General features: G+C 41.0%; 22 protein-coding genes and 1 pseudogene. 14 read left to right on the forward strand and 9 right to left on the reverse strand.

The annotated features are described in order from the left end of the window. Positions 1-44: 44 nt before the first annotated feature. On the reverse strand, positions 45-554 hold the full coding sequence (locus ACE3PQ_RS06035; protein ID WP_374296124.1) for a peptidylprolyl isomerase: 510 nt from the start codon (positions 552-554) through the stop codon (positions 45-47). 192 nt (positions 555-746) lie between these two features. Here ACE3PQ_RS06035 and ACE3PQ_RS06040 point away from each other — a divergent pair, with 192 nt between their 5' ends. Further along, on the forward strand, positions 747-2,471 hold the full coding sequence (locus ACE3PQ_RS06040) for a glutamine--tRNA ligase/YqeY domain fusion protein (RefSeq protein WP_374296126.1): 1,725 nt from the start codon (positions 747-749) through the stop codon (positions 2,469-2,471). Between the two features lie 237 nt (positions 2,472-2,708). Here ACE3PQ_RS06040 and ACE3PQ_RS06045 read toward each other — a convergent pair whose 3' ends face one another. After that, positions 2,709-3,524 carry an RES family NAD+ phosphorylase gene (locus tag ACE3PQ_RS06045; protein WP_374296128.1) on the reverse strand — a complete coding sequence of 272 codons (816 nt, stop codon included), beginning with the start codon at positions 3,522-3,524 and terminating at the stop codon, positions 2,709-2,711. Further along, positions 3,521-3,892 (reverse strand): antitoxin Xre-like helix-turn-helix domain-containing protein, encoded by a 372-nt coding sequence (locus ACE3PQ_RS06050; protein ID WP_374296130.1) that lies wholly within the window; start codon positions 3,890-3,892, stop codon positions 3,521-3,523. The genes ACE3PQ_RS06045 and ACE3PQ_RS06050 overlap by 4 nt, the downstream gene beginning before the upstream one ends. 218 nt (positions 3,893-4,110) lie before the next feature. Here ACE3PQ_RS06050 and ACE3PQ_RS06055 point away from each other — a divergent pair, with 218 nt between their 5' ends. Together ACE3PQ_RS06055 and ACE3PQ_RS06060 are read left to right on the forward strand one after the other, a co-directional pair. Further along, positions 4,111-4,728 (forward strand): DUF4112 domain-containing protein, encoded by a 618-nt coding sequence (locus ACE3PQ_RS06055; protein ID WP_374296132.1) that lies wholly within the window; start codon positions 4,111-4,113, stop codon positions 4,726-4,728. Positions 4,729-4,812: 84 nt separating this feature from the next. After that, entirely contained in the window at positions 4,813-5,193 is a 381-nt protein-coding gene (locus ACE3PQ_RS06060; RefSeq protein ID WP_374296134.1) for a VOC family protein, read from the forward strand. Positions 5,194-5,263: 70 nt separating this feature from the next. On the opposite strand, the gene htpX is transcribed toward ACE3PQ_RS06060, so the two are convergent. Both htpX and ACE3PQ_RS06070 read right to left on the reverse strand, forming a co-directional pair. Then, positions 5,264-6,163, reverse strand: a complete 900-nt coding sequence (gene htpX / locus ACE3PQ_RS06065; RefSeq protein ID WP_374296137.1) for a protease HtpX — start codon at positions 6,161-6,163, stop codon at positions 5,264-5,266. 211 nt (positions 6,164-6,374) lie between these two features. Then, a complete protein-coding gene (locus ACE3PQ_RS06070) occupies positions 6,375-7,214 on the reverse strand; it encodes a lytic transglycosylase domain-containing protein (protein WP_374296139.1) in 840 nt (279 codons plus the stop codon). 807 nt (positions 7,215-8,021) lie between these two features. Here ACE3PQ_RS06070 and ttcA point away from each other — a divergent pair. The 3 genes from ttcA (at position 8,022) to proB (ending at position 11,663) form a co-directional block, all read left to right on the forward strand. Next, complete coding sequence (gene ttcA, locus ACE3PQ_RS06075; protein WP_374296214.1) at positions 8,022-8,996, forward strand: tRNA 2-thiocytidine(32) synthetase TtcA; 975 nt, start codon at positions 8,022-8,024, stop codon at positions 8,994-8,996. Between the two features lie 185 nt (positions 8,997-9,181). Then, a complete protein-coding gene (cgtA, locus tag ACE3PQ_RS06080; protein WP_374296140.1) occupies positions 9,182-10,393 on the forward strand; it encodes an Obg family GTPase CgtA in 1,212 nt (403 codons plus the stop codon). A 136-nt stretch (positions 10,394-10,529) separates the two neighbouring features. Beyond that, a complete protein-coding gene (gene proB, locus ACE3PQ_RS06085) occupies positions 10,530-11,663 on the forward strand; it encodes a glutamate 5-kinase (RefSeq protein WP_374296142.1) in 1,134 nt (377 codons plus the stop codon). An 83-nt stretch (positions 11,664-11,746) separates the two neighbouring features. Here the strand turns inward: proB and ACE3PQ_RS06090 are convergent, their stop codons facing one another. From ACE3PQ_RS06090 to ACE3PQ_RS06100, 3 genes and pseudogenes are all read right to left on the reverse strand, one after another. Continuing rightward, positions 11,747-12,601: an alpha/beta fold hydrolase gene (locus ACE3PQ_RS06090; protein ID WP_374296144.1), complete on the reverse strand. Its 855-nt coding sequence runs from the start codon at positions 12,599-12,601 to the stop codon at positions 11,747-11,749. Positions 12,602-12,779: 178 nt separating this feature from the next. Next, complete coding sequence (locus tag ACE3PQ_RS06095; RefSeq protein ID WP_374296146.1) at positions 12,780-13,328, reverse strand: DUF2058 domain-containing protein; 549 nt, start codon at positions 13,326-13,328, stop codon at positions 12,780-12,782. A gap of 49 nt (positions 13,329-13,377) precedes the next feature. Continuing rightward, a pseudogene (locus ACE3PQ_RS06100) lies at positions 13,378-14,046 on the reverse strand (YoaK family protein). 219 nt (positions 14,047-14,265) lie between these two features. Between ACE3PQ_RS06100 and ACE3PQ_RS06105 the strand changes: the two are divergent. Both ACE3PQ_RS06105 and ACE3PQ_RS06110 read left to right on the forward strand, forming a co-directional pair. After that, on the forward strand, positions 14,266-15,015 hold the full coding sequence (locus ACE3PQ_RS06105) for a hypothetical protein (RefSeq protein ID WP_374296148.1): 750 nt from the start codon (positions 14,266-14,268) through the stop codon (positions 15,013-15,015). A gap of 115 nt (positions 15,016-15,130) precedes the next feature. Continuing rightward, complete coding sequence (locus ACE3PQ_RS06110; protein WP_374296216.1) at positions 15,131-16,087, forward strand: 2-hydroxyacid dehydrogenase; 957 nt, start codon at positions 15,131-15,133, stop codon at positions 16,085-16,087. Positions 16,088-16,157: 70 nt separating this feature from the next. On the opposite strand, the gene ACE3PQ_RS06115 is transcribed toward ACE3PQ_RS06110, so the two are convergent. Continuing rightward, complete coding sequence (locus tag ACE3PQ_RS06115) at positions 16,158-17,000, reverse strand: DUF2797 domain-containing protein (RefSeq protein ID WP_374296218.1); 843 nt, start codon at positions 16,998-17,000, stop codon at positions 16,158-16,160. A 28-nt stretch (positions 17,001-17,028) separates the two neighbouring features. Here ACE3PQ_RS06115 and ACE3PQ_RS06120 point away from each other — a divergent pair, with 28 nt between their 5' ends. From ACE3PQ_RS06120 to sixA, 6 genes are all read left to right on the forward strand, one after another. Beyond that, the gene (locus ACE3PQ_RS06120; RefSeq protein WP_374296150.1) at positions 17,029-17,511 is read left to right on the forward strand and encodes a DUF6231 family protein; all 483 of its coding nucleotides are present in this window, start codon (positions 17,029-17,031) and stop codon (positions 17,509-17,511) included. 406 nt (positions 17,512-17,917) lie between these two features. After that, positions 17,918-18,490: a TMEM165/GDT1 family protein gene (locus ACE3PQ_RS06125; RefSeq protein ID WP_374296152.1), complete on the forward strand. Its 573-nt coding sequence runs from the start codon at positions 17,918-17,920 to the stop codon at positions 18,488-18,490. Positions 18,491-18,740: 250 nt separating this feature from the next. Continuing rightward, entirely contained in the window at positions 18,741-19,994 is a 1,254-nt protein-coding gene (gene glyA / locus ACE3PQ_RS06130; protein ID WP_092614261.1) for a serine hydroxymethyltransferase, read from the forward strand. 184 nt (positions 19,995-20,178) lie between these two features. Beyond that, positions 20,179-20,787, forward strand: a complete 609-nt coding sequence (locus ACE3PQ_RS06135) for a nitroreductase (protein ID WP_374296154.1) — start codon at positions 20,179-20,181, stop codon at positions 20,785-20,787. Between the two features lie 451 nt (positions 20,788-21,238). Next, the gene (locus tag ACE3PQ_RS06140; RefSeq protein WP_374296156.1) at positions 21,239-22,342 is read left to right on the forward strand and encodes an NAD(P)H-dependent glycerol-3-phosphate dehydrogenase; all 1,104 of its coding nucleotides are present in this window, start codon (positions 21,239-21,241) and stop codon (positions 22,340-22,342) included. Between the two features lie 112 nt (positions 22,343-22,454). Then, positions 22,455-22,913, forward strand: a complete 459-nt coding sequence (sixA, locus tag ACE3PQ_RS06145; RefSeq protein WP_374296158.1) for a phosphohistidine phosphatase SixA — start codon at positions 22,455-22,457, stop codon at positions 22,911-22,913. Positions 22,914-22,938 lie beyond the last annotated feature (25 nt).

Here is a 22,938-nt window from a genome sequence, read left to right on the forward strand (position 1 = left end):
ATCGCGATTAATATGTCATCTCATATTAGGCTAGGGAAGAATTATTATTCAGCAATAATTTTTGCAGATTCAATGACCACATTTTCAAGTGGTACATCTTGATGATAGCCACGGCTTCCAGTGCGCACGTTTTTGATCTCAGCTACTACGTCCATACCTTCAACCACTTTACCAAATACTGCATAGCCCCAACCTTGCGCAGTTTTGCCAGTGTGGTTTAAGAAGCTGTTGCTTTTTACATTGATAAAGAATTGTGCAGAAGCAGAGTGCGGTGCTTGGGTACGTGCCATTGCCACAGTCCCTTCGTCATTGCTTAGACCGTTGTCCGCTTCATTTTCGATCGAATCACGTGTCGATTTTTCTTTGAAGTTTTCATCAAAACCGCCACCTTGAATCATAAAGCCATCAATGACACGGTGGAAAATTACACCGTCATAAAAGCCTTCACGTACATATTGTAGAAAGTTCTCAGCGGTCACTGGTGCTTTCTCGGTATTGAGTTCAATTACGATACGACCTTTGTTGGTGTTTAGTTCAACTTGAGGAAAACTCATTTATTCATCTCCTGATCATGGATTTTCAAAAAAAGCCATGTGTTTTTGGTTGTGAGAAGGATAAGCAAACTGTAAACTTCATAGCAAGTAAAAAATACAAAATTTCACGGTTTTAAATTGATATTTCTCATCAATTTGTCGAAAATTTGTATGAAAATTTATTTCTTCCACCAATTTTAGTGATGTATGACTATGAGTTCAAATGATCTTGTTCAAAATGTACCAAATTCTTCTTCCGCAAATCAAAATGTTGCAGTAGATCAACAGGTACAGCAACAGCAAGCAGGTTTGGACTTTATCCGTCAAATCGTAAAAGATGATGTCAAAGCAGGGCGCACTGATTGCGTGGTGACTCGTTTTCCACCTGAGCCAAATGGTTATTTACACATTGGTCATGTGAAGGCGATTTGCCTAAACTTTAGTATTGCCGAAGAATTTGGCGGAAAGTGTAATCTACGTTTTGACGACACCAACCCCGATGCAGAAGAACAAGAATATGTTGATGGTATTCAATCGGATATTGAGTGGCTTGGCTTTCATTGGGAAGGTCAGCCACGCTATGCGTCGAGCTATTTTGAACAGCTATATCAATGGGCTGTAAAATTGATCAAACAAGGCGATGCCTATGTCGATCTGCAAACACCAGAAGAAATCAAACTCAATCGTGGTAGCTTCGTCGAAGTTGGTACAAATTCACCGTATCGTGATGCCACGTTTGAAGAAAACCTCAGCCGTTTTGAACAAATGAAAAATGGTGAAATGGGCGAGGGCAAAGCAGTGCTCCGTGCCAAAATCGACATGGCAAGCCCGAATGTACATATGCGTGATCCAATTCTCTATCGTGTACTCGACAATGAACATCACCAAACTGGCGCACATTGGAAAATCTATCCAATGTACGACTATGCGCATCCATTATCGGATGCGATCGAAGGCGTGACGCATTCACTCTGTACGCTTGAGTTCGTCGACCATCGTCCGTTTTACGATTGGATTATTGAAAAAGTCCATTCGGAAGCGGTACCACGTCAGTACGAATCTTCTCGCTTAAATGTGTCTTATACCATTACTTCTAAACGTAAATTACGTCGATTGGTGGAAGGCAACTTTGTACACGGTTGGGATGATCCACGTATGCCGACGGTGGTCGGTATGCGTCGTCGTGGCTTTACCGCAGATGGTTTGCGTGACTTCTGTAAGCGTGTTGGTGTGTCGAAAACTGATGGTATTGTCGATGTGGCGATGCTGGAGTTCTGTATCCGTCAATCACTGGAAAATACCGCATCCCGTGCCATGGCAGTGCTTAATCCGCTGAAAGTGACTTTAACCAATATGCCTGAAGCACTGACTTTAACGCAAAAACGTCATCCGAATGTGGATATGGGCGAACGTGAAATTCCGCTCACTGATGTGATTTACATTGATCGAAAAGATTTTGAAGAAGTACCACCAAAAGGCTTTAAACGTTTGATTCCTGATGGTGAAGTGCGTTTGCGCCATGCCTATGTCATCAAGTGTGATGAAGTGGTGAAAGATGCAAATGGCGAAGTGATCGAACTGAAATGTTCAGTTGATGTTGATACTTTGGGTAAAAATCCTGAAGGTCGAAAAGTTAAAGGTGTGATTCACTGGGTATCTGCGGAAAAAGGTGTGCCTGCGGAGGTGCGTATTTATGATCGTTTATTTAGTTCGGAAGATCCTGAAGAAGGCGAAGACTTCTTAGACAATCTGAATCCTGATTCATTGCAAATCGTCCATGCTGTGGTTGAGCCATCGTTGGCACAAGCGAGTCCTGAAAATCGCTTCCAATTTGAACGTGAAGGCTATTTTGTCGCAGATCGTTATGATCATACGGCGGAAAAACCTGTGTTTAACCGTATTTTGGATTTGCGAGATAGCTTTAAACCTGAGAAATGAAAAAATGATTAAGTATCATTTTTTCATTTCGCAAGAAGACGAGCAACCAAGTTGCGAGTAAAAAATATTGATTGAGAATCGATTAATTTTTCGCAAGACGAACAACTTAGCTGTGAGCGAAATAAAAAGTTGATTCAGTATCATTTTTTCATTTCGCAAGACGAGCAACTCTTTTGCAAGTTAAATACAATCGAAGATCATAATCCAAAAATGCTTTGGTTTCGACCAAAGCATTTTTTATGCTGGCATCGGCAACACACCATCTAATAGAAAATGCGCTAAAGGCAAACGTATCAATTCTGAACTTTCCACCGCTTTAAAAATAATCCCATCGGCAGACATATCACAAAACCATTGTTGGCGTTCTTTGGGTTGATTGGTACAAAATGAATCGGCGGTAAATAACCCGACACAAATGCCTTCTCTAATGTTGAGTTTTTTATCCTGACTTTTTTCTTGATTTTGAGTTGTGCGAGCAGAACAATATTCAAAGAGTTCGACTTGTTGACTACGCATCACCGTGCCTAAAGTCTGCGCAAAACTGTAATTCGATGGATGCCTAAGTGCATCATGATATTGATGAAATGGCGCAGATTGTAGTTGCACGCCTTTTTGCGTTTTATAATCCACCGAAAATAAAGTGTGTACCGAACGCATGATTGGTTTTGGTGGTGGTGCTTGCATCGAGTGCCAAAAAATAAAGCGATAATATGCTGACTCTGCCAAAGTCACATCGACACTACAGCCGCCATAAAAAATACTCGGCTCAAAAGTCCGCCCAAAGCGTGAACCCCATTTTAACGGCGGATAGCGAAAAGGAGATTTCAGTAAATAGTGCAGATGCTCCATATTTTCAGGATAGGGCGGTTTAACCGCATCAAGCATCTCTTCTAAAAGGGCTTGTTCCTCTAGGGTATCGACCAATTGCCGAGTGGCGATTTGCTCTTGGCTTTCAACGAGGCGATATAGCGTGCCGTGAATTGGACGAATTACCTTTTCCCAATCGATAGATTGCCATTGATCAGTGCCTTGACCAGTTGATGTTGAGGTCATATTTTGCCTCGAAGCCCATCAATGAAATTCAATACCGATACCAAACCTTGAATACTTTCCATTTGCACAATTGGTACACCGCCCGTGACGCGATTCGGTGAATTGAGGAAGTGACGCATCCATTCTTCATCGCCATTGGTGAGCGCAAATAAGGCACGTGATACACGAATTAATAATAGTGCCAATTCACCTTGCTTTGTACTTGGCTCAAGCTCAGGTTTACTTTTCAAACGGCTAATCGCTGTACGATGTACCCCGAGAATGGCGGCAAGTTGCGATTGTTTCAGCCCAAGTTGATCGGCGGCATTGAGCACGGCTTTGGCTAAGACGACTTTTTGTTCTACAGGTTGTTTCACTAAAGCAGTCATAAAATCACCTGATATGATGATAAATGTTGTTTATGCACATATTATAGCTCAAATGTGTGTATTTCACAAATTTGTATGTTCTAAATTGTGTTGAATTCGACATTAGTTTTTGTTATATCAAATATTGAGATTTGACCACTGACTCAAATAACTTTACTTGAAAGTAGATATGTTTTTCGGCTAACGTGCGTTATAGATAGAAAATTTTGAGAACCCTCGTGACTGAAAGTAATCAACAATTTAATCAGCAACTTGAACCTCAAAGCTCAGGAAAAAAGCTGACGCAACAGCAAGCCATAGCTGTTGAGCGTGATTTGGCAAAGTTCGCCAATACTATGGACAGTTTGGTACGTATTCCATTTAGCAAGCAGGGGGTTGGTGCAGATGCAGCGTTAAGTACTGTACCATTTGCAGGGGATATTGTTGGTTTTATTTTGACTTTATATGCGTTTCGAAAAGCCAAGCAAGTCGGTGTGCCAAATCATAAATTACGTGGTGTGGTTCAGCTTGCGATCGTCGATATGATTGTCGGATTTGTGCCGATTGTTGGAACGATTTTTGATATTTTTATTCGCCCAAGTCGTAAAGCTTTGGATATTGTTCATCAACATATTCGTGATGAATATCAGGTTAATAGCGATATTCATGTGGTGCATCCATTCTTACATGAATCCTTAGAAAAGAAGCAACAGACTTCTGCATTTTGGCGCAATCCTGTGGTGAGTTGGATTTGGCTACGCATTCCAGATATTCTCGGTATTTTATTTATCATTGCATTTATTGGGTTGATGTTTGTAGGTGGACGTTGGATTATGCAAATGATTCAAGGTGCATAACTCATTTGAATTATTTTAGTCATCAATTTTAAAGAACTAATTTTGAAGTATTAATTTTTAAAAGGCTGTGGGAAAATATCGGTCATGACAAATTATATCGCTGCAAACTTACCTGCGATCGACTTTGCAAAAACCATCACATTTTACCAACAGCTTGGTTTTGAAGTGCATTTTCAATCTGATCAATGGCTGATTCTGCAAAATGATCAATCCGTTGATGGTACTTTGGAAATTGAATTTTTTCCCTATCCAAGCTTAGATTCAAAACAATCCTATTTTAGTGCTTCGGTGTGGGTAAAAGACGTAGATACTTTAAACACTTTATATACGTCGTGGTCTAAATTGGATTGGTCAAATTATGCAGATCCTACACGGATTACAGAGATTGAGCAGATGGGACAGTTACACATTTTTAATGTGATAGATGTGAATGGCAGTTTACTGCGTTGTATGTCTTTATCGTGAATTGTAAAAAAAATTATCAGCAAATAAAAAACGCCTCATCAGAGGCGTTTTTCATAAGATCAAAAGAACATTATTGAATTTGTAGCTTTTGCAAAGCTTCAACACGTTTTTCAATACTTGGATGCGAATGGAATAGTGCAGCAAAGCTAAAGCCCTGTTGTTGACCTTCGGCTATGGCAAGCGCTTGCATTTCTTTAGGCATTTGATCAGGCAAGTTTTGTTCATCGCGAAGACGAAGCAATGCGTTGATCATGTTCTGCTTACCAGCAAGGCGCGCACCTGCTTCATCAGCACGGTATTCACGATAGCGAGAGAACCACATCACGATCGCAGAAGCCAAAATACCAAATACGATGTCTAAAACGATGGTAATTGCAAAATAGCTAAGACCTGGTGCTTCACCTTCTTGACGACCGAATACAGCACGGTCAACAAAGTCACCAACGATACGTGCAAAGAACATGACAAAGGCGTTCACTACACCTTGAATCAGCGATAAGGTCACCATATCGCCATTGGCAACGTGACCGATCTCATGTGCAAGTACAGCACGAACTTCATCCGCAGACATACGCTCAAGTAGCCCAGAAGATACCGCAACTAAGGCATCATTCTTATTCCAACCTGTTGCAAAGGCATTCGACTGCGTTGAATAGAAGATACCGACTTCAGGCATTTTAATCCCTGAACGCTGCGCCAACTCGGCAACGGTGCTAAGTAACCATTGTTCAGCTTGGTTGCTTGGAGATTCAATGATTTGTGTACCAGTGGTTTTTTTGGCTATCCACTTCGACATAAATAATGATACAAAAGAGCCTGCCATACCAAATACAAGACAGAACACTAAAAGATTCGTAAGATTTAAACCGCCCGCACCGTGATAGCTACCAACGCCTAATAACGATAAAATTAGACCAGCGACAACGAGTACCGCGAGGTTGGTCAGCAAAAACAAACCAATCCGCATCATGGACTTTTTCCTCAAAATAATAATAGATAGTTTGATGTGCGACTGAAAAAATCACGTCACATCAGTGATTGAATATATCACTAAAATGTTATGGGGCAATTAAAAATGATTTCAAGCTGTGTAACTAAACATAACACAATAATATTTCTGCCATTTATAGCTATAGAGTGCTCATTGTGGCAAACATTTGGGTATAACGATTGCTTTAGATTTAATCGCTAATGGTGATGTTTGAAGAACTATAGGCATTTTCATTAGCAAAAGTACGGCGAGAAGAGCGATCCGTAAAATTACCATCACTGAGTGCAATGATTTCACGGCGTGGGAGATCGGTCGAGCTTGGTGTATAGTTTTTCGACGTGGCGACAACTTTAATAGCATTGTCAGCGCTACTGCTATTTAAGGTTAAACCTGAAGAATATAGATTTTGATAGCGACTCATGACACGTCGCACATAATCTTGCGTTTCGCGAAATGGCGGAATACCTCTGTATTTATCTACATTGCCTTCGCCTGCATTGTATGCAGCAAGTACTAATGACGTATCGCCTTTAAAGCGCTTTAATAGCCAGCTGAGATATTTTACGCCACCATAGATGTTCTGCGTTGGATCATAGGCATTGGAGACATTAAAGCGTCTTGCAGTCGCAGGCATGAGTTGCATCAAACCTTGCGCCCCGACAGGTGAGCGAGCATTGACATTAAAGCTTGACTCGGTGTGCATGATGGCTTTAATCAAGCCTTCTGATACGCCATATTGCTGTGCAGCGCTACGAATAATCGCATCGTACGCGTCTTTTGACTTGCTAAAACTTGGTAGAACAGAAGACTCTGAATTGCCCCAATTATGGTAGGCATGCACATTGGTGTCTTTGTAGTAAGTCACTTTTTCTTGACGGTAGCCAGTGGTGCTGACTTTTTTATTGGTGAGTAATGCTGAACCAGAAGTATCACGATAGACGTATAGATTCCCTGCCTGAGAGATACTCGGCAGTAAGCTTGCTAGGCAACTTGTTAGCAAAAGGATTCGTGTGCTATTGATCCATCGCATATTGTTATCTTCAACTTTTTAATACAACACTTGTCTTTATCGTACTTATATCCTGAGTTGTAACTATTTCGATTCATAAATTTATTTTGACCAATTATAACAATGAAGTTATTTCACTGGCTGATCGACATTCTAGTTACACAAGGGAATATAAATATCAAAACCCCAATGCAGTGTAGCAAAAAAATAGCAAAAGGTAATACATAATAACAAAGTCATTTTTAATTGATTAAAAAACATACACAGCATGTTGATCTTCGAAATGCTGAAAAACTATTCAAAAAAAAATTAGAAAAAAACACTTGCAAAGGGTAACTTATTGATAATTAATATATAAAATTGATGGTTAAAAAGTGATCAATTTGGAGCAATCCCTTAAAATTGCTTACTCAATCGATGTCAAGTTGATAGATATCCATAAAGTTATCCACAGATTTTGGGGAAAACGTGAAAAACGGTTACACATCAAGCGATTTGGCGAAATAAGATCAATTTTTGTTCAGATTACACTGTAATGACAGCTAGATGAATTTCTCAATAATTGATGTCAGCGATGACACATTTTTGTGCAAATTTGTTCAAAAATTTTCAGGTAAAAATTTCTTAAATTCTTTTCTTGGAATTTTATCTCCGAAGTCTTGGGTATTGGACTGTAAATACGTTAGAATAGCCGACTTTGTTTAAAAATTTACGGATTTTCTCGTGTCTAGTAATGCCTTTCAAGACGCTGTGCTGAATATATTTAGCCCAGAACAATCGACGCCATCGCCAACTGCTTCGGATGCTGTTTTTCAAACAGTTGATGCGATGCAAACGAGTTTGTCGGATGATGCGCAAGACGACGAGCAAGATGATGATTTTGATGCAGCTGATTTTCAAGAAGACGGCTTTTCTATAGACGACTTTCAAGGTTTTCAACCTGATTTACCGACCAGTGCAGCCTATTATAAATTATTAAAAAAATTGCGTCGTCAAGTCGGACATGCCATTCGTGATTTTAATATGATCGAAGATGGCGACAAGGTCATGGTTTGTATTTCTGGCGGTAAAGATAGCTACACCTTATTGGATATTATGTTGCAGTTTAAGCGCATTGCACCGATCAACTTCGATGTGGTGGCGGTCAACTTGGATCAAAAACAGCCAAATTTCCCAGAAGATGTTTTGCCGAAATATTTAGAAGAAAATAAGATTCCCTATTATATTTTGGAAAAAGATACTTACAGCATTACTAAACGCTTAACCCCTGAGGGTAAAACTTACTGTGCAGTGTGTTCACGTTTACGTCGTGGTTCGTTATATGGTTTTGCGCAAGAGATTGGCGCAACAAAAGTGGCGCTCGGTCATCATCGTGATGATATTTTGGCGACTTTTTTCTTAAATCTGTTTCATGGTGGAAGCCTAAAGGCGATGCCTCCAAAGCTTTTGTCTACGGACAAGAAAAATATCCTGATTCGTCCGCTTGCTTATGTGGAAGAAAAAGACATTATCAAATATGCAGAAATGCGTCAGTTCCCAATTATTCCATGTAATCTCTGTGGTTCGCAGGAAAATCTACAGCGTGCCATTATCAATGACATGCTTCGAGATTGGGATAAGGCGCATCCAAAGCGTTTGCACAGTATTTTTGGTGCGCTACAAAATGTGTCGCCGTCACAGCTCGCTGATCGTGAATTGTTTGACTTTGAAGTCTTAGACTCTCAACGTGAGTTTGATCTCAAAGATCCTGAAGAGATGAAGAATCGTTTGGATGTGGTGAATTTAAGTCTGTCTGTAGACTAAGTATTTTAGGCTGATTTAAAGATTGGACTAAAAATTGGACTTTAATTAGACCGCTTTAATTTTTATGTGATTGTTTTTTAACATCACTTTTGGTTTTTTATTTATTTAATATAGGCTCTGTCACAGGTTACGCTAGTCAATCTGTGGCATAATAAGCCGTTTTATTCATGTCGAGGTTGGTGCGCATGCGCTTTGTAGATGAAGCAGTCATTACAGTAGAAGCAGGTGATGGCGGTAATGGTGTTGCCAGTTTTCGCCGTGAGAAATTTGTGCCTTTTGGTGGGCCTGATGGTGGCGATGGAGGTCGTGGTGGTAGTGTTTATCTACAAGCTGATGATGACACCAGTACCTTAGTCGATTTCCGCTATACACGCCGTTTTCGTGCTGAACGTGGTAAGAACGGCTCTGGTGCAAACTGTTCAGGACGTGGCGGTGAAGATGTCATCTTAAAAGTGCCTGTTGGCACGACCATTGTCGATATGGACAGTGGCGATATCATCGGTGACTTAGTTGCAGATGGTCAGCGTGTCATGGTCGCTTGTGGCGGTGACGGTGGTTTGGGTAATACTCATTTTAAATCATCGACTAACCGTGCACCTCGCCAATGTACACACGGTCAAAAAGGTGAGTCACGTGAAGTACGCCTTGAACTCAAAGTATTGGCGGATGTTGGTTTGCTAGGTATGCCAAACGCAGGGAAATCAACTTTTATTCGTTCGGTGAGTGCGGCGAAACCTAAAGTTGCAGATTATCCATTTACCACGATGGTGCCGAATCTTGGCGTGGTCGATGTGGATCGTCACCGTTCATTCGTGATGGCTGATATTCCTGGATTGATCGAAGGTGCAGCGGATGGTGCAGGGCTTGGGATTCGATTCCTCAAGCATTTGGCACGTACTCGAATTTTATTACACATCGTTGATGTACAGCCGATCGATGGCTCAGATCCTGTGCATAATGCTCGTGCGATTTTGGCTGAGCTTGAGAAATTTTCACCGACCTTGGCGCAGTTGCCAATCGTTTTGGTGTTAAACAAACTTGATCAACTTGCTGAAGATACCCGTGACGAGTGGTGTCAGCACATTCTTAAAGAATTACAGTGGGAAGGTGCGGTGTTCCAAACCTCTGGACTATTGGATCAAGGCACAAAGGAAGTGGTATATCACTTGATGGGGCAGATCGAAGAGCAAAAAATGCTTGAGAATGATGACCCTGAATATGCAGCAGAAGCCAAAGCATTCCGTGAACAGTTAGAAGAAGAAACGCGTGAGCAAACGCTCGCTGCCAAAGAAGCCTATCGTGCCAAACGTAAGGCACAACGTGAAGGCAAAGAAGTGGATGAGGATGACGAGGACGAAGATGACGGCGATATGGAAGTAGTCTATGTCCGTGATTAATCGACGCTGTATCAAGATGAGCTAAGGCATCATCAAGCTTTTGTCGTCATCAAATATATTACGTACAAATAAAGTTAGGCTGAATAAGCAGTTTAGACAGGTTTTGGAGTAAGAGAAGGAAGTAAGTTAAATCATCATGATTGAAGTATTCGAAGATAAGCGTGTATTAACAGACTGCAATCGTATTGTCGTGAAAATTGGTTCAGCATTACTCACTGCAAACGGTGAAGGGCTTGATCTCAGTGCAATTTCTCACTGGGCAGAACAACTGGCACAGTTGCATTCTCAAGGGCATGAAATTTTATTGGTGTCCTCAGGTGCAGTTGCAGAAGGTATGGTGCGCATGCAGTTGCCTGCACGACCAACCGATCTACCAGGTTTGCAAGCGTGTGCTGCGATTGGTCAAATGGGCTTGGTACAGGCTTGGTCGAGTGTGTTTGAAGAGCATAGTATTCGCTCTGCACAGATCTTGATTACGCATGATGATTTGGCTGACCGCCGTCGATATTTGAACGCATGTGATGCTTTACACCATTTGATTGATTGGCGTGTCATTCCTGTCATTAATGAAAATGATACCGTTGCAACCAATGAAATCCGTTTTGGCGATAATGATACGCTTGCAGCAATGGTTGCTGCTCAAGTCCAAGCAGATGCCTTGATTATCTTGACGGATCAAAATGGCATGTACAATGCCGATCCACGTTCTAACCCAGATGCAAAATTGATGCATACCGTGCGTGCGATGGATGAACAGTTGTTCGAAATGGCTGGCGGTGGTGGTGTGCTTGGTCGTGGTGGTATGGTTACCAAAGTGCGTGCTGCACGTTTGGCGGCTAAAGCAGGTTGCCCAACGATTATCGCCAATGGTGATACTGAAAATGTATTGCATCGCCTCATGACAGGTGAAGTGATTGGTACATTATTTACCTCGGATAATGATCGCATCACAGCGCATCAACAATGGCTTGCGGCACACTTGCAAATGGCAGGGCGCTTGGTATTGGATGATGGTGCGGTACGTGCGATCAAGAAAGAAAAGCGTAGTCTATTGCCTGTCGGTGTCAAAGCAGTCGAAGGACACTTTGATCGTGGAGATGTCGTGGAGTGTGTTGATTTGCAAGGCGTGCGGATCGCAGTGGGTCGTGTAAACTTTAGCTCTCGCTCTGCGTCACTGATCAAAGGATTAAGCTCTGACAAAGTGCAACAAGTGCTTGGACAAGTGCGTTCTTTAGAAATGATTCATCGGAACCATATGGCGATTTATTGATTTAATTTCTAAAAATCAAATCGTTAAGTTTTAAAAAGCTGAAATTGAATATTTCAGCTTTTTTATTAGAAATTACAAATTTATCAAGCAGCATTAAGTTGATCAGCGATCACTGTCCAAAGTTGTTGATGCGATGGCTTAAACATTTCCATATGCCCGATACTGCGCAAACCATATGCTTTTGGTGCGAGCGTGACAATCTCAGTCGTACTGTTTGGATAAGTCTTTAGCAAATCTTTGACATTATGCAACGTGGCAATCTCATCATCTGTCGCATGAATCGCTGTGATTGGACTGTGAATCTCTGCATGGAAATCCTCAAAGACAGTTTTTCCAATCGCATTAGTTGCATAACCGCCTTTGGTACAGTATTCACGCCACTCTGCACCGACGCCTTTAGGTAAATTCTCCCCCATACCGATAAAGTTGGTTGCTGCATATCCTTTAACAAAGCAAGAAACAGGAAAAATCAAATTAAACATGATTGGACCAAGAAATTTGGTTTTGCCACTAAGACCTTTGGTGCTACCTGAAGATCCTGCCACAGCGACAACATTCTTCACTTTTGAATGATTATGCGCTAGACCAAGTAACTGACCACCTGCACTATGACCAATTAGATGGATTTGCGCAGAATTGGTTTTATCAGTAAGGAAGCCTATCGCAGACACCAAGTCGAGCTGTCCCCATTGATGAATAAAGGCTTTTGATTTGGAAACTGGCTCATACAGCGAGTCGCCAATACCACGAAAGTCAAAAGTCATCACATCATGGCCTTGCTCAGTCAACCATTTAGCAAAGGCTTGATAGAAACCTTGCTTAATCCCAGTCGCTGAACCAATAAGAATCGGTAAATGTGACGTTTTTTGTTGTTTTGGGAAGAAGCGACCTTGCAATACATAGCCATCAGCGCAAGTAAATTGGACTTTTTCGAACATGGATTTATCCGTACATCAGTTTGAATGATTTATTTTTTTAGCATAGGCGAAATTGCTTCGAAATAAATATCCATAACTTCGCAGTCACTATTTATTTAAAACTGACTTTTAGTATGCAGAGTATCTCAGAAAATAGTATGGTTACTTTCTTGTATTAATAAATTTGATGATTATCAGATCACCACATCAGATCATCAGGAATGACATAATCTGCATATGGATCTTCTTCATCGGTGGTTTGGTCTTGTTGCTGTTGTTGTAGTCCGATGATGTAACCCGTCATTTTCGCTTCGATACGTTTCGCCAACGCTTGTGGGATCAGTGCATACTGAGTCGGTTGTGGTGTGATGATTTTGGCAACGACCAAGCTGCCAGAAACGATGGCATTATAGACTTGCTGATTGACATAGATTTTTTTGATCTTCGATTCATCAATGAATTGATAGCCAATTTCACCATCGATTTCTTTGATTTGATACTGCTTAATCATTTGAATGATATTTGCCATCAAGCTTTTTTGCTCAAGCTGTTGTTGCTTTTCTTGGTTTAAGGCGTGATCTTTGGCTTGCTTGTCTGACATTGCTTTAGCGAGTTCAGCTTGTAGTTGTTGCTGATCATTTTGACCTGTTTTTTTGGCATGTTGATTTTGCTTATTGGTCTTTTTGGCTTGTTTTGCATCGACTAGACCTGCTTTGAGTAGTTGTGCTTGTAAGGCATTTTTGACCATGAAAATCTCCAAATTGATTGTAAAAAAATGAATCTCGTAATTCGAATATTTAAGCTGAATTTTGCTTCCAATAGTGTAGCCAATAAATCAGGCTAAGCACAGCAGAACACAATGCAGGAATCAAAAAAGCATGATAATTGAAATAATGAAAGCTGATCGTTGCAATCAAACCGCCACATAAAAAACCTAATAAAATTGCTAAATGTAAAATCACACGACGCTTTTCCACTTGTAAGCCACGCAAAAAGTAGCCGAGTGCTAAGCCCAAATCGGTCAAAACACCAGAAAGGTGTGTGGTACGAATAATTGCACCTTGATAATGGCTGACCATCGCATTTTGCATACCCATCGCCACAGTCGCCCAAAGTAGTGCATAACGTGGAAAATATGGCGTAAATAGCCAACATAGCACAATAAAAATCGCCACAAGAACCAACGGAATACCATAACGCTGACTCAAGCTAAACTGTGCATTGCCAAGAATATAACCACTTTAAAATGCGCCGAGTACAAAGCTGGTCAGCACTGAAACTAAGAAAAAAACCTGTGAAAAATCATGTTGCCAAAGATGAATAGCAAGCAAGCTAACATTACCAGTCATATGCGAAATAGACTGATGCAATACCATGAGCAAGCCAAGCACATTGACCATACCTGCATTGCACGCAAGTATGAACATGGCAAACTGGATCCAACGTGGTAAATGCTGTAATGGCATCATGACTAGCCAAAATGAAATAATGAAAATGATTGTAGCGCATTCAGCGCTAAGAATATATTTAGAGTTCGATTGCATTTAGAATAAAGTTTTATATTTCATTATCTAACCATTAGAAATGTCATTAATATATCATTACGACAATCAAGAAATTTACTGCTACAATGCAGGATATTGCAAATTTCTATTGTTAATTTTTAAAATTCGATCTTTTCAACTATGTCTGCACGTGCGCAATTGATTCTGAAGCAACTTGGTATTTCGCCGTGGGTGGAACGAGCGTCTGCGACTGATATTATTGCCAATCAAATGCTGTGGCGTGATCAGAGTGATGATCAGGTTGTTGAAAATAGAAAGCTATCTTTCACTGATCAGACGATTCGTATTGATGTAGAAAAAAAGAATTCAGAAAAAAGTTTAGAGCAAAAACAAGAAGCAAACCATAATCAAATTACAGCGCAAGTTATTGTAGAAGATTCAAAACATAAGCACGCTTTTGTTAAAGAAGAAGTGATTGATACTGAAAATGATCAAAACCAAATACTTGATGAAATCATGCCGATAGACGCTGAAGCAGTGCAGGCAACGATTCATTTTGATTATCAAGTGTTGATTCATGAGTCATTTTTGATCTTTGCGCACGCAGAAAATTCTGCACAACATCGACTGCTACAAAATATCCAAAAAGCCTGTCTGATTCGTCAGTCTGCGCTTCATCTTTCATGGCCTTTAAATATTGCAAGTTGGCAATTGGGTGATGCGCATCTTCAAGATTATTTGCGAGGTTTTCTGCAAAGCTATGCTGTGCCTAATATTCTGATTTTAGGGGAGATTGATTTTGAATTTCCTCAATTCAATCAACAATCCATCAAGCTTGAGCAACATGCAACACTTGCTGAAATGTTAGAAAATGGCGATGCAAAGCGCAAACTATGGCGTTCGATACAAAGTCTAATGTCAGTAGATTAGCGGTTTATGCTATTTTAAAAATCATTTTTAAAAACAATCTCATTCCACAATGACTGATCTTCATATTGCACCTGAGCTCACCACTGAAACTGAACATTTATCACAAAAAAAACATGTGAAGAAAAAAGTCGTGATCTTTAGTCAGATTTTCCCTGAATTTGAAGAAAAGCTTCGACAAGATTTCGATGTCATTAAAATCAATCCAAAACTCGGCGATGTCAATCAACAAATCCGTGAAGCGGTAACTAATGCACACGGTATGATCGGCGCAGGGCGATTACTCGGAAAAGAGCAACTCGACACCGCACAGCATCTTGAGATCGTATCCAGTGTTAGTGTTGGCTATGACAATTACGATGTGAATTATCTTAAATCTCGACAGATTCAACTGGCGCATACGCCACACGTGTTGACCGAAACCACAGCAGATACAGCTTTTGCATTATTGATGAGTGCAGCTCGGCGTATTCCAGAGCTAGATCAATGGACACGACAAGGGCAGTGGCAACGTACTGTGTCGGCAGGTCAGTTTGGCATGGATATTCATGGTAAAACATTGGGAATCATTGGTTTAGGGCATATCGGTTCGGCGATCGCTCGACGTGGTTATTACGGCTTTAACATGAATATTAAGTATCATGGTCGTCGTGAAAAACTCGAAACTGCACAGCAATTCCAAGCAGAATATTTAAGCCTTGAAGAATTATTGGTGAGGTCTGATTTTGTCGTTGTAGCGGTTGATTTGAATGCGCAAACTAAACATTTACTGGGTCAAGCTGAATTTTCCTTGATGAAGTCCACTGCGGTTTTGGTCAATATCTCTCGTGGTGCGGTGATTGATGAAGAAGCACTCATTGAAGCGTTAAAAAATCAACAAATCTTTGGCGCAGGGCTTGATGTCTTTGCTCATGAGCCTTTACAAAGTTCAAAATTATTTGAATTAAATAATGTGGTGGTGACACCGCATATCGGTTCTGCAACCGAGGCAACACGATATGCGATGAATAAATTGGCGTATGAAAATCTTGTTTTAGCGTTAAATGGTCAGAAGCCGAAGTATAGCGTGGTCTGATCTTTTCAAATGAGCCACTAAAACATATATCATTGCAAGGCAAAATCACTACAATGAAATTTCAATGCAATTACATCCGCAGGACAATTTCATAGCCTGTATATTTGCGAATATTGATGACACCAGTATCCATAATTAGATATTGCCCTTTAATCCCTTGAAGTGTTCCTTCAATGATTGGGGTTTTATCAAGGTTGTGGCTGGTAATTTTCTGCGGATATTGCTGCACAGGATACTGAAACTCAAGTGGCTGATCGTCTAAAAAGACCAATTCTTCTTCGCTATATTCATTACTTAGATTCGCCAGTTCCATATGGAATTGATCGAGAATCTGCTCTTTTTCCTCAATCAAATCAACGGGATCAGCTTCACCTTTGAGCAAGGCACGCCAGTTGGTTTTATCTGCGATCATTTCAGCAAATAAAATTTCCACTTGACCAGACAGACGACGTGAGCCAACACGTAATATTGGTAAAGCCTGCGTTGCACCTTGGTCTAGCCAACGTGTCGGCATATTGACTTGACGAGTAATGCCAACTTTTAATGCGCTAGAATTTGCCAAATAGACGATATGTGGCTGAAAGCAAACCTGCTGAGCAAAACTTTCTTCACGGCAAGTGCCTAGATGGTAATGACAGGTTTCAGGTTTCAAGATACACATGTCGCATTCTGCTTTAGTTTTAAAGCATTTGAAACAATGACCTTGCGAATAGGACTTTGGTGTGGCATTGCCACAAGAAACGCAGAAAATTCGACCAGTCCATTCGAGTTGGAGCTTTTCTCCAAGACATTGCATCAAATCGGTATTGAATTGATCCAAAACAAATTTATACTCGACATGGCTAGGAAGTGTGGCGTTTGATACAGGATGAATTCTCGCCTGCATTTTATGGCAAATGCCTTGATATTCCATTGCTGTGCTCGACATTGAGGGGTTTTTTATGCCAGATCAAGATATTATTGCCTTATTACTTCAGCTTTTGGCTGAAGAAAAGCAGATTGATCAAGCGATTGCGATCGACATCCAACCACAGTCCAACTGGGGCGGACAGTGGCAGTATTGTAGCTTAAATGACTTGGCAAGTCTGCCATTTGATCAGCGCTATGACTTGGCGATTGTCAATTTGATCAAACAAACATCATTAGAAAACGAAGCATCAAGTAAAACGCTCACAAATACCACAATTAACAATGCCGTGGTGCGTATGCGGGATTTATTTGCCAAGAAAATCATCGTGTTTGCTTCTTTGGAGCGTACTAAACAATTGCGTGCATTAGGTTTTAATCAACTCTTGGAAATCGTACCAGATGACAGTCCAGTACAAATTTGGCAATTTAATATTCTCACGTATAAGCACGTACCAGATTGGTTTAATTCGAAATTTTGGGCAAACCCTGACAATTGGAACAAATTCCGTTGGTGATTTTGATCATTTTGCAATTATGACAATCTAAATTTTCAATCGACATCATCGGTTTAAATTGCTATGATGGAGCTTCCTTTGGGGAGTAGCCTCACAGGTGCATATTTTCGATTTTTTTAAATGTTAATCATTTGCATACTGTGGTAAGCGTCAACATACTTGTGATTTCAAAGTTTATTTTATATATCGCATATTTATAAATGGCTTTGATTGTGGTTCACATGGCGTTTATATCTTTTCCATACACTTTGAGTAAGTGTAGCTTCGGTGAAAGACTGGCAAGACCATTGACACTATTTTTGCAAGCGATGTTCGTGGTGATTTTTTACTCGCCAATTTGAACTAGCCAATAGGTCGGCAAAAAATAGTTGTCCAATGACGTCTTCGCCGACCTGAAGTGCAATATATGGAAGCCTTTCTTTTATCTACATCTTTAGTTGCTTTGGCAGAAATGGGGGATAAAACCCAACTGCTCACTTTGCTACTTGCTGCACGTTATCGCAAACCGCTCCCAATCGCTTTGGCTATTCTTTTCGCAACACTTCTCAATCATGCTGTCGCAGCACTTATCGGCAATTGGCTACTCCAAGTGATTTCTGCGGATGTGCTGCAGTGGATTTTGGCAGGCACATTTATTGCGATGGGGATTTGGGTATTGATCCCAGATAAGCTCGATCAAGGCGCAAACTATCTTGATCGATGGCAAAAATACGGCGTGTTTCTTGCGACATTTATTTTATTTTTTTTGTCGGAAATTGGCGATAAAACGCAAATCGCCACAGTCGCTCTAGCAGCACAATTTCAAAGTGTTTTGTTGGTCACACTGGGGACGACATTCGGTATGTTGATCGCCAATATTCCCATGATTTTTATTGGTCAAAAGCTCGCTGATCATTTGCCGATGTTATGGATTCAACGCTTTGCTGCGATGCTCTTTATCGTGTTTGGTGCAGTGATTGTCATTAGAGCGCTAATGTAAATTTTGTTGAAGCCTGTTGTTGAAGAATTTTCTTGAATCCACTGAATAAATTTCACTGTGATTTATATCAATATCAGTCTTTTTCATGGCGCACTTCATGCTACAATGTGCGCCAAATTTTTATATTTTTACTGTAGTTGATTTTAATTGTCATTGTTTTTGATCACTATCGCTTTTGATCAGCGTTGATGTTGACTACGGTAATGAACTCGAAGCCGAAACATTTTTCGACCACATAGGAAACTTGCCCATGTTTGCCAATATCTCGATTGCTGAATTTGATCCAGAATTAGCGAAAGCGATTACCGCTGAAGACCAACGTCAAGAAGCGCATATCGAATTGATCGCATCTGAAAACTATACTTCTCCAGCCGTGATGGAAGCGCAAGGCACCAAACTTACCAATAAGTATGCAGAAGGCTATCCGGGCAAGCGTTACTACGGTGGTTGTGAAAATGTCGATGTGATCGAGCAATTGGCGATTGATCGTGCGAAAGCATTATTTGGCGCAGACTATGCAAACGTGCAACCACATGCAGGTTCACAAGCAAACTCAGCTGTTTATTTAGCACTTTTGAATGCAGGTGATACGGTTTTGGGTATGAGCTTGGCGCATGGCGGTCACTTGACGCATGGTGCAAAAGTGAGCTTCTCAGGTAAAACTTATAATGCCGTTCAGTATGGTTTGAATCCTGAAACTGGCGAAGTGGATTATGACGAAGTTGAGCGTTTGGCACTTGAGCATAAGCCAAAAATGATCGTTGCAGGTTTCTCAGCTTATAGTCGTATCATGGACTGGAATCGTTTCCGTGAGATCGCAGATAAAGTGGGTGCATATTTATTTGTTGATATGGCACACGTTGCGGGCTTAGTTGCTGCGGGTGTTTATCCAAACCCAGTGCAAATCGCTGACGTCACTACAACGACGACACACAAAACACTTCGTGGTCCGCGTTCAGGTTTGATCTTGGCTAAAGCCAATGAAGAAATCGAGAAGAAACTTCAATCAGCGGTATTCCCAGGTAATCAAGGTGGTCCGTTGATGCATGCGATCGCTGCCAAAGCGATTTGTTTCAAAGAAGCGATGTCAGATGAGTTTAAAACGTATCAACAACAAGTGGTCAAAAATGCGCAAGCAATGGCTGAAGTATTGATTTCACGTGGTTTCGACATCGTTTCAGGTGGTACGGACAATCACTTGTTCCTGTTGTCTTTGATCAAACAAGATGTGACAGGTAAAGAAGTTGATGCTTGGCTTGGCGATGCACACATTACAGTCAATAAAAATGCTGTACCAAATGACCCACGTTCTCCATTTGTGACTTCGGGTATTCGTATCGGTACACCTGCGGTCACGACTCGTGGTTTCGGTGAGCAAGAAGTGCGTGACTTGGCGGGTTGGATTGCAGATGTGATCGACAGTAAAGGTGACGAAGCAGTGATTGCAGAAGTACGTGGCAAAGTTGCAGCAGTTTGTGCAAAATTCCCTGTGTATGCGAACTAAATTCAGCATGGTCATGTAAGTACATTGATGCTCACATGCTGATTCTAAAATGTTGAAATAAAAAACGGTTAAGCATGTTGCTTAGCCGTTTTTTTATGTACTAGATTCAGTGTGTTGAAATAGGAAAGAATTCCAATCTATGCTACATTCTTGTGATCGCTACACAACAACAAAGATCTTATTTATGTCATCCAATTTTTCAACGTCATCTTCTCCAAATCAGTTCTCCCCAGATCAGCTCTATGACTTTATCAATCGTCGTCAGTCTATTGGTTTATTGGTTGAACCTGCACCGAACAAAGCACAGCTTGAACTGGCAATTGCAGCGGCACTTACTGCACCTGATCATCATCGTTTGCATCCGTGGCGTTTTATCACCATTCAAGGCGAACAGCGAATGGCCTTTGGCGAATTGTTAGCACAAAGTTTGGCAGAGGGTGGAGAGATTGATCCCGTGCAATTGGATCGTGTAAAGCAACATCCAATGCGAGCACCGATGATTTTGGTCTGTATTGTGCAAGACCAACCGCATCTCAAAGTACCACATTATGAGCAAGTGTTGAGCTGTGGTGCAGCGATTCAAAATTTACTACTCGTGTTGCAGTCGCAAGGCTTCTCAAGCATGTGGCGTAGTGGTGCGGCGGCGGAGTCAGCTCACTTAAAACGAGCATTGGGATGTACTGCAAGTGATGAAATCGCAGGTTTGGTCTATATCGGCACAGCGAGCAAAGAGATTGCACCGAGAGAGCCTTTAAATGTTGCTGACTTTGTAAGTGATTGGCATTTCGGCTAATGGTATAAAAGTGATAATAGAAACCATGTAAATGTTTACATGAATCAATCGCTTTTCTTTAGAAAGATTCTTATAGTTGTTTTATATAGTTAGGGTCTGTTGACATTTCACAGATGCTTGCGACTACGGATGTTTTTTAGGCGATACTAGGAAGGAATGAGGAAATTTAGTCATTCTAAATGACTCATTGCTAACGACGTAGCGTCAAAAAACATCCTAGTCCTGAAAGGTTATCGCTAAAACTGCCATAAACTTCGTTATGAAACTTGGCAAGGGAGTGACCATTTCCTTCGTTTCATGCCTCGTTTCTGTAGTTTTAGCTGATAACGCAATGCATGGCTGAAATGTCAACAGACCCTAGTATTAAATTTGAAAAATGATTTGATAGTTAAAGCTTTGTGATACAAAGCTTTCTTGTAGCCATCAAATGACGTATAGATAAGGAAAGTTTGTGACCCAATCCAATTTTAATGACATTTTAGCCCAATATCAGCAAGATCGTAATAAAGCGAAATCTGAAAGCAAAGATAATAGCAATCTACGCATCACTGTACTTGGTGGGGGTAGTTTTGGCACAGCGATGGCAAATCTTGCCACACGTAACGGCTGTGATACCATCATGTGGATTCGTGACCAAGATGCCGCAAAAGAAATCCAAGAAACTAAAATCAATAAGCGTTATTTGCCTGATTTTAAACTCGAAGAAAAACTCATAGTGAGTTCAGACTTGGAAGCGTCTGTGAAAGATCGTGATTTGATTTTGGTGGCGATTCCAAGTCATTCTTTTCGTAAAGTACTCAAGCAAATCGCACCACTCATCACAGCACAAGCCATTGTATCGTTAACCAAAGGTATTGAAAAAGACAGCTTCTGCTTTATGAGTGACATTATCCGTCAGGAGCTTCCAGAAGTACCTTATGGTGTATTGTCAGGTCCCAACCTTGCCAAAGAAATTGTACAGGGTATGCCTGCGGGGACTGTAATCGCAAGCCATTCAGAGCAATTGCGCAATGCGGTGCAAGGTGCGCTACATAGTGCATTGTTCCGTGTTTTTGCTAGTGATGACGTCCATGGCGTTGAGCTAGGCGGTGCATTGAAAAATATCTATGCCGTGGCGATGGGTATGGGTGCAGCGTATAACGTCGGTGAAAATACCAAAAGTATGCTCATCACACGTGCATTGGCTGAGATGAGCCGTTTTGCAGTGCGTTTGGGTGCAAATCCTTTGACCTTCCTCGGTTTGTCGGGTGTCGGTGATTTATTCGCAACTTGTAATAGTCCGCTAAGTCGTAATTATCAAGTTGGTTTTGCGCTTGGACAAGGTAAATCTTTGGATCAGGCAGTTGCAGAGCTTGGACAAACCGCAGAAGGGATCAATACCATTGAGCAAGTCAAAGCGCGTTCAGAGGAGCTTGAGGTCTATATGCCGATCACTTGTGCGTTGTATGAGGTGATTTTTAATCATGCACCACCGTTAAGCGTGGCATTGTCTTTGATGGAAAATGGACATCGGAGTGATGTAGAGTTTGTTTTACCACATCAATCTGAATCTTGATATATCATTTCTAATATTCAAAATATTACTGTCACTAAAATTTATCAATGATGGTTTAACATTTGAAGGTAGATGGTTGTAATTACTTTTAAATAATAAATAAGGAAAAATGATGAGATTGATTCTAGTGCGCCACGGCGAAGCTGATCCGAATCGCTCGGGTGTTGATTCATCACGCCAACTGACCGAGCGAGGACACAGACAAGCAGAATTAACGGCGCAATATATAGCAGAGCAATTTAAGCCCGATTTATTTGTGGTCAGCCCTTATATTCGAGCACAGCAGACTTTATCTTATCTTCAAGCCAAGTTTGATGATGTGCCGACGCAAGTTTATCAAGACATTACCCCCGATGATCCTGCAGCACCAGCGGTTCAGTGGCTTGCAAAACTCACTGAAGAAACGGTGGTTGTGGTCTGTCATATGAATATTATTGCCTATATTGCGGCTTTAATTACTGAAGATAGTCCTGAACCGTTTGATTTAGCGGAAGCAAGAGTATATGAACATCCTGCAATTATGATAGGATTGTCGCAAGAGCAATCACGGTTTGTACCACATGTGGAATAATGTGTTGAATTGCTAAACCATTTGG

The organism is Acinetobacter sp. (genome assembly GCF_041911495.1).
In the GTDB taxonomy this organism is placed as follows: domain Bacteria; phylum Pseudomonadota; class Gammaproteobacteria; order Pseudomonadales; family Moraxellaceae; genus Acinetobacter.

What these genes read in the sequence shown, in the direction of transcription:
- ACE3PQ_RS06045 (WP_374296128.1), bottom strand. Translation starts at nt 3,524, where the DNA reads ATGACCTCAACATCAACTGGTCAAGGCACTGATCAATGGCAATCTATC.
- ACE3PQ_RS06135 (WP_374296154.1), top strand. Translation starts at nt 20,179, where the DNA reads ATGTCATCCAATTTTTCAACGTCATCTTCTCCAAATCAGTTCTCCCCA.
- ACE3PQ_RS06060 (WP_374296134.1), top strand. Translation starts at nt 4,813, where the DNA reads ATGACAAATTATATCGCTGCAAACTTACCTGCGATCGACTTTGCAAAA.
- ACE3PQ_RS06105 (WP_374296148.1), top strand. Translation starts at nt 14,266, where the DNA reads ATGTCTGCACGTGCGCAATTGATTCTGAAGCAACTTGGTATTTCGCCG.
- ACE3PQ_RS06050 (WP_374296130.1), bottom strand. Translation starts at nt 3,892, where the DNA reads ATGACTGCTTTAGTGAAACAACCTGTAGAACAAAAAGTCGTCTTAGCC.
- ACE3PQ_RS06095 (WP_374296146.1), bottom strand. Translation starts at nt 13,328, where the DNA reads ATGGTCAAAAATGCCTTACAAGCACAACTACTCAAAGCAGGTCTAGTC.
- glyA (WP_092614261.1), top strand. Translation starts at nt 18,741, where the DNA reads ATGTTTGCCAATATCTCGATTGCTGAATTTGATCCAGAATTAGCGAAA.
- sixA (WP_374296158.1), top strand. Translation starts at nt 22,455, where the DNA reads ATGAGATTGATTCTAGTGCGCCACGGCGAAGCTGATCCGAATCGCTCG.
- ttcA (WP_374296214.1), top strand. Translation starts at nt 8,022, where the DNA reads ATGCAAACGAGTTTGTCGGATGATGCGCAAGACGACGAGCAAGATGAT.
- ACE3PQ_RS06070 (WP_374296139.1), bottom strand. Translation starts at nt 7,214, where the DNA reads ATGCGATGGATCAATAGCACACGAATCCTTTTGCTAACAAGTTGCCTA.
- ACE3PQ_RS06090 (WP_374296144.1), bottom strand. Translation starts at nt 12,601, where the DNA reads ATGTTCGAAAAAGTCCAATTTACTTGCGCTGATGGCTATGTATTGCAA.
- htpX (WP_374296137.1), bottom strand. Translation starts at nt 6,163, where the DNA reads ATGATGCGGATTGGTTTGTTTTTGCTGACCAACCTCGCGGTACTCGTT.
- ACE3PQ_RS06120 (WP_374296150.1), top strand. Translation starts at nt 17,029, where the DNA reads ATGCCAGATCAAGATATTATTGCCTTATTACTTCAGCTTTTGGCTGAA.
- proB (WP_374296142.1), top strand. Translation starts at nt 10,530, where the DNA reads ATGATTGAAGTATTCGAAGATAAGCGTGTATTAACAGACTGCAATCGT.
- cgtA (WP_374296140.1), top strand. Translation starts at nt 9,182, where the DNA reads ATGCGCTTTGTAGATGAAGCAGTCATTACAGTAGAAGCAGGTGATGGC.
- ACE3PQ_RS06040 (WP_374296126.1), top strand. Translation starts at nt 747, where the DNA reads ATGAGTTCAAATGATCTTGTTCAAAATGTACCAAATTCTTCTTCCGCA.
- ACE3PQ_RS06125 (WP_374296152.1), top strand. Translation starts at nt 17,918, where the DNA reads ATGGAAGCCTTTCTTTTATCTACATCTTTAGTTGCTTTGGCAGAAATG.
- ACE3PQ_RS06035 (WP_374296124.1), bottom strand. Translation starts at nt 554, where the DNA reads ATGAGTTTTCCTCAAGTTGAACTAAACACCAACAAAGGTCGTATCGTA.
- ACE3PQ_RS06115 (WP_374296218.1), bottom strand. Translation starts at nt 17,000, where the DNA reads ATGGAATATCAAGGCATTTGCCATAAAATGCAGGCGAGAATTCATCCT.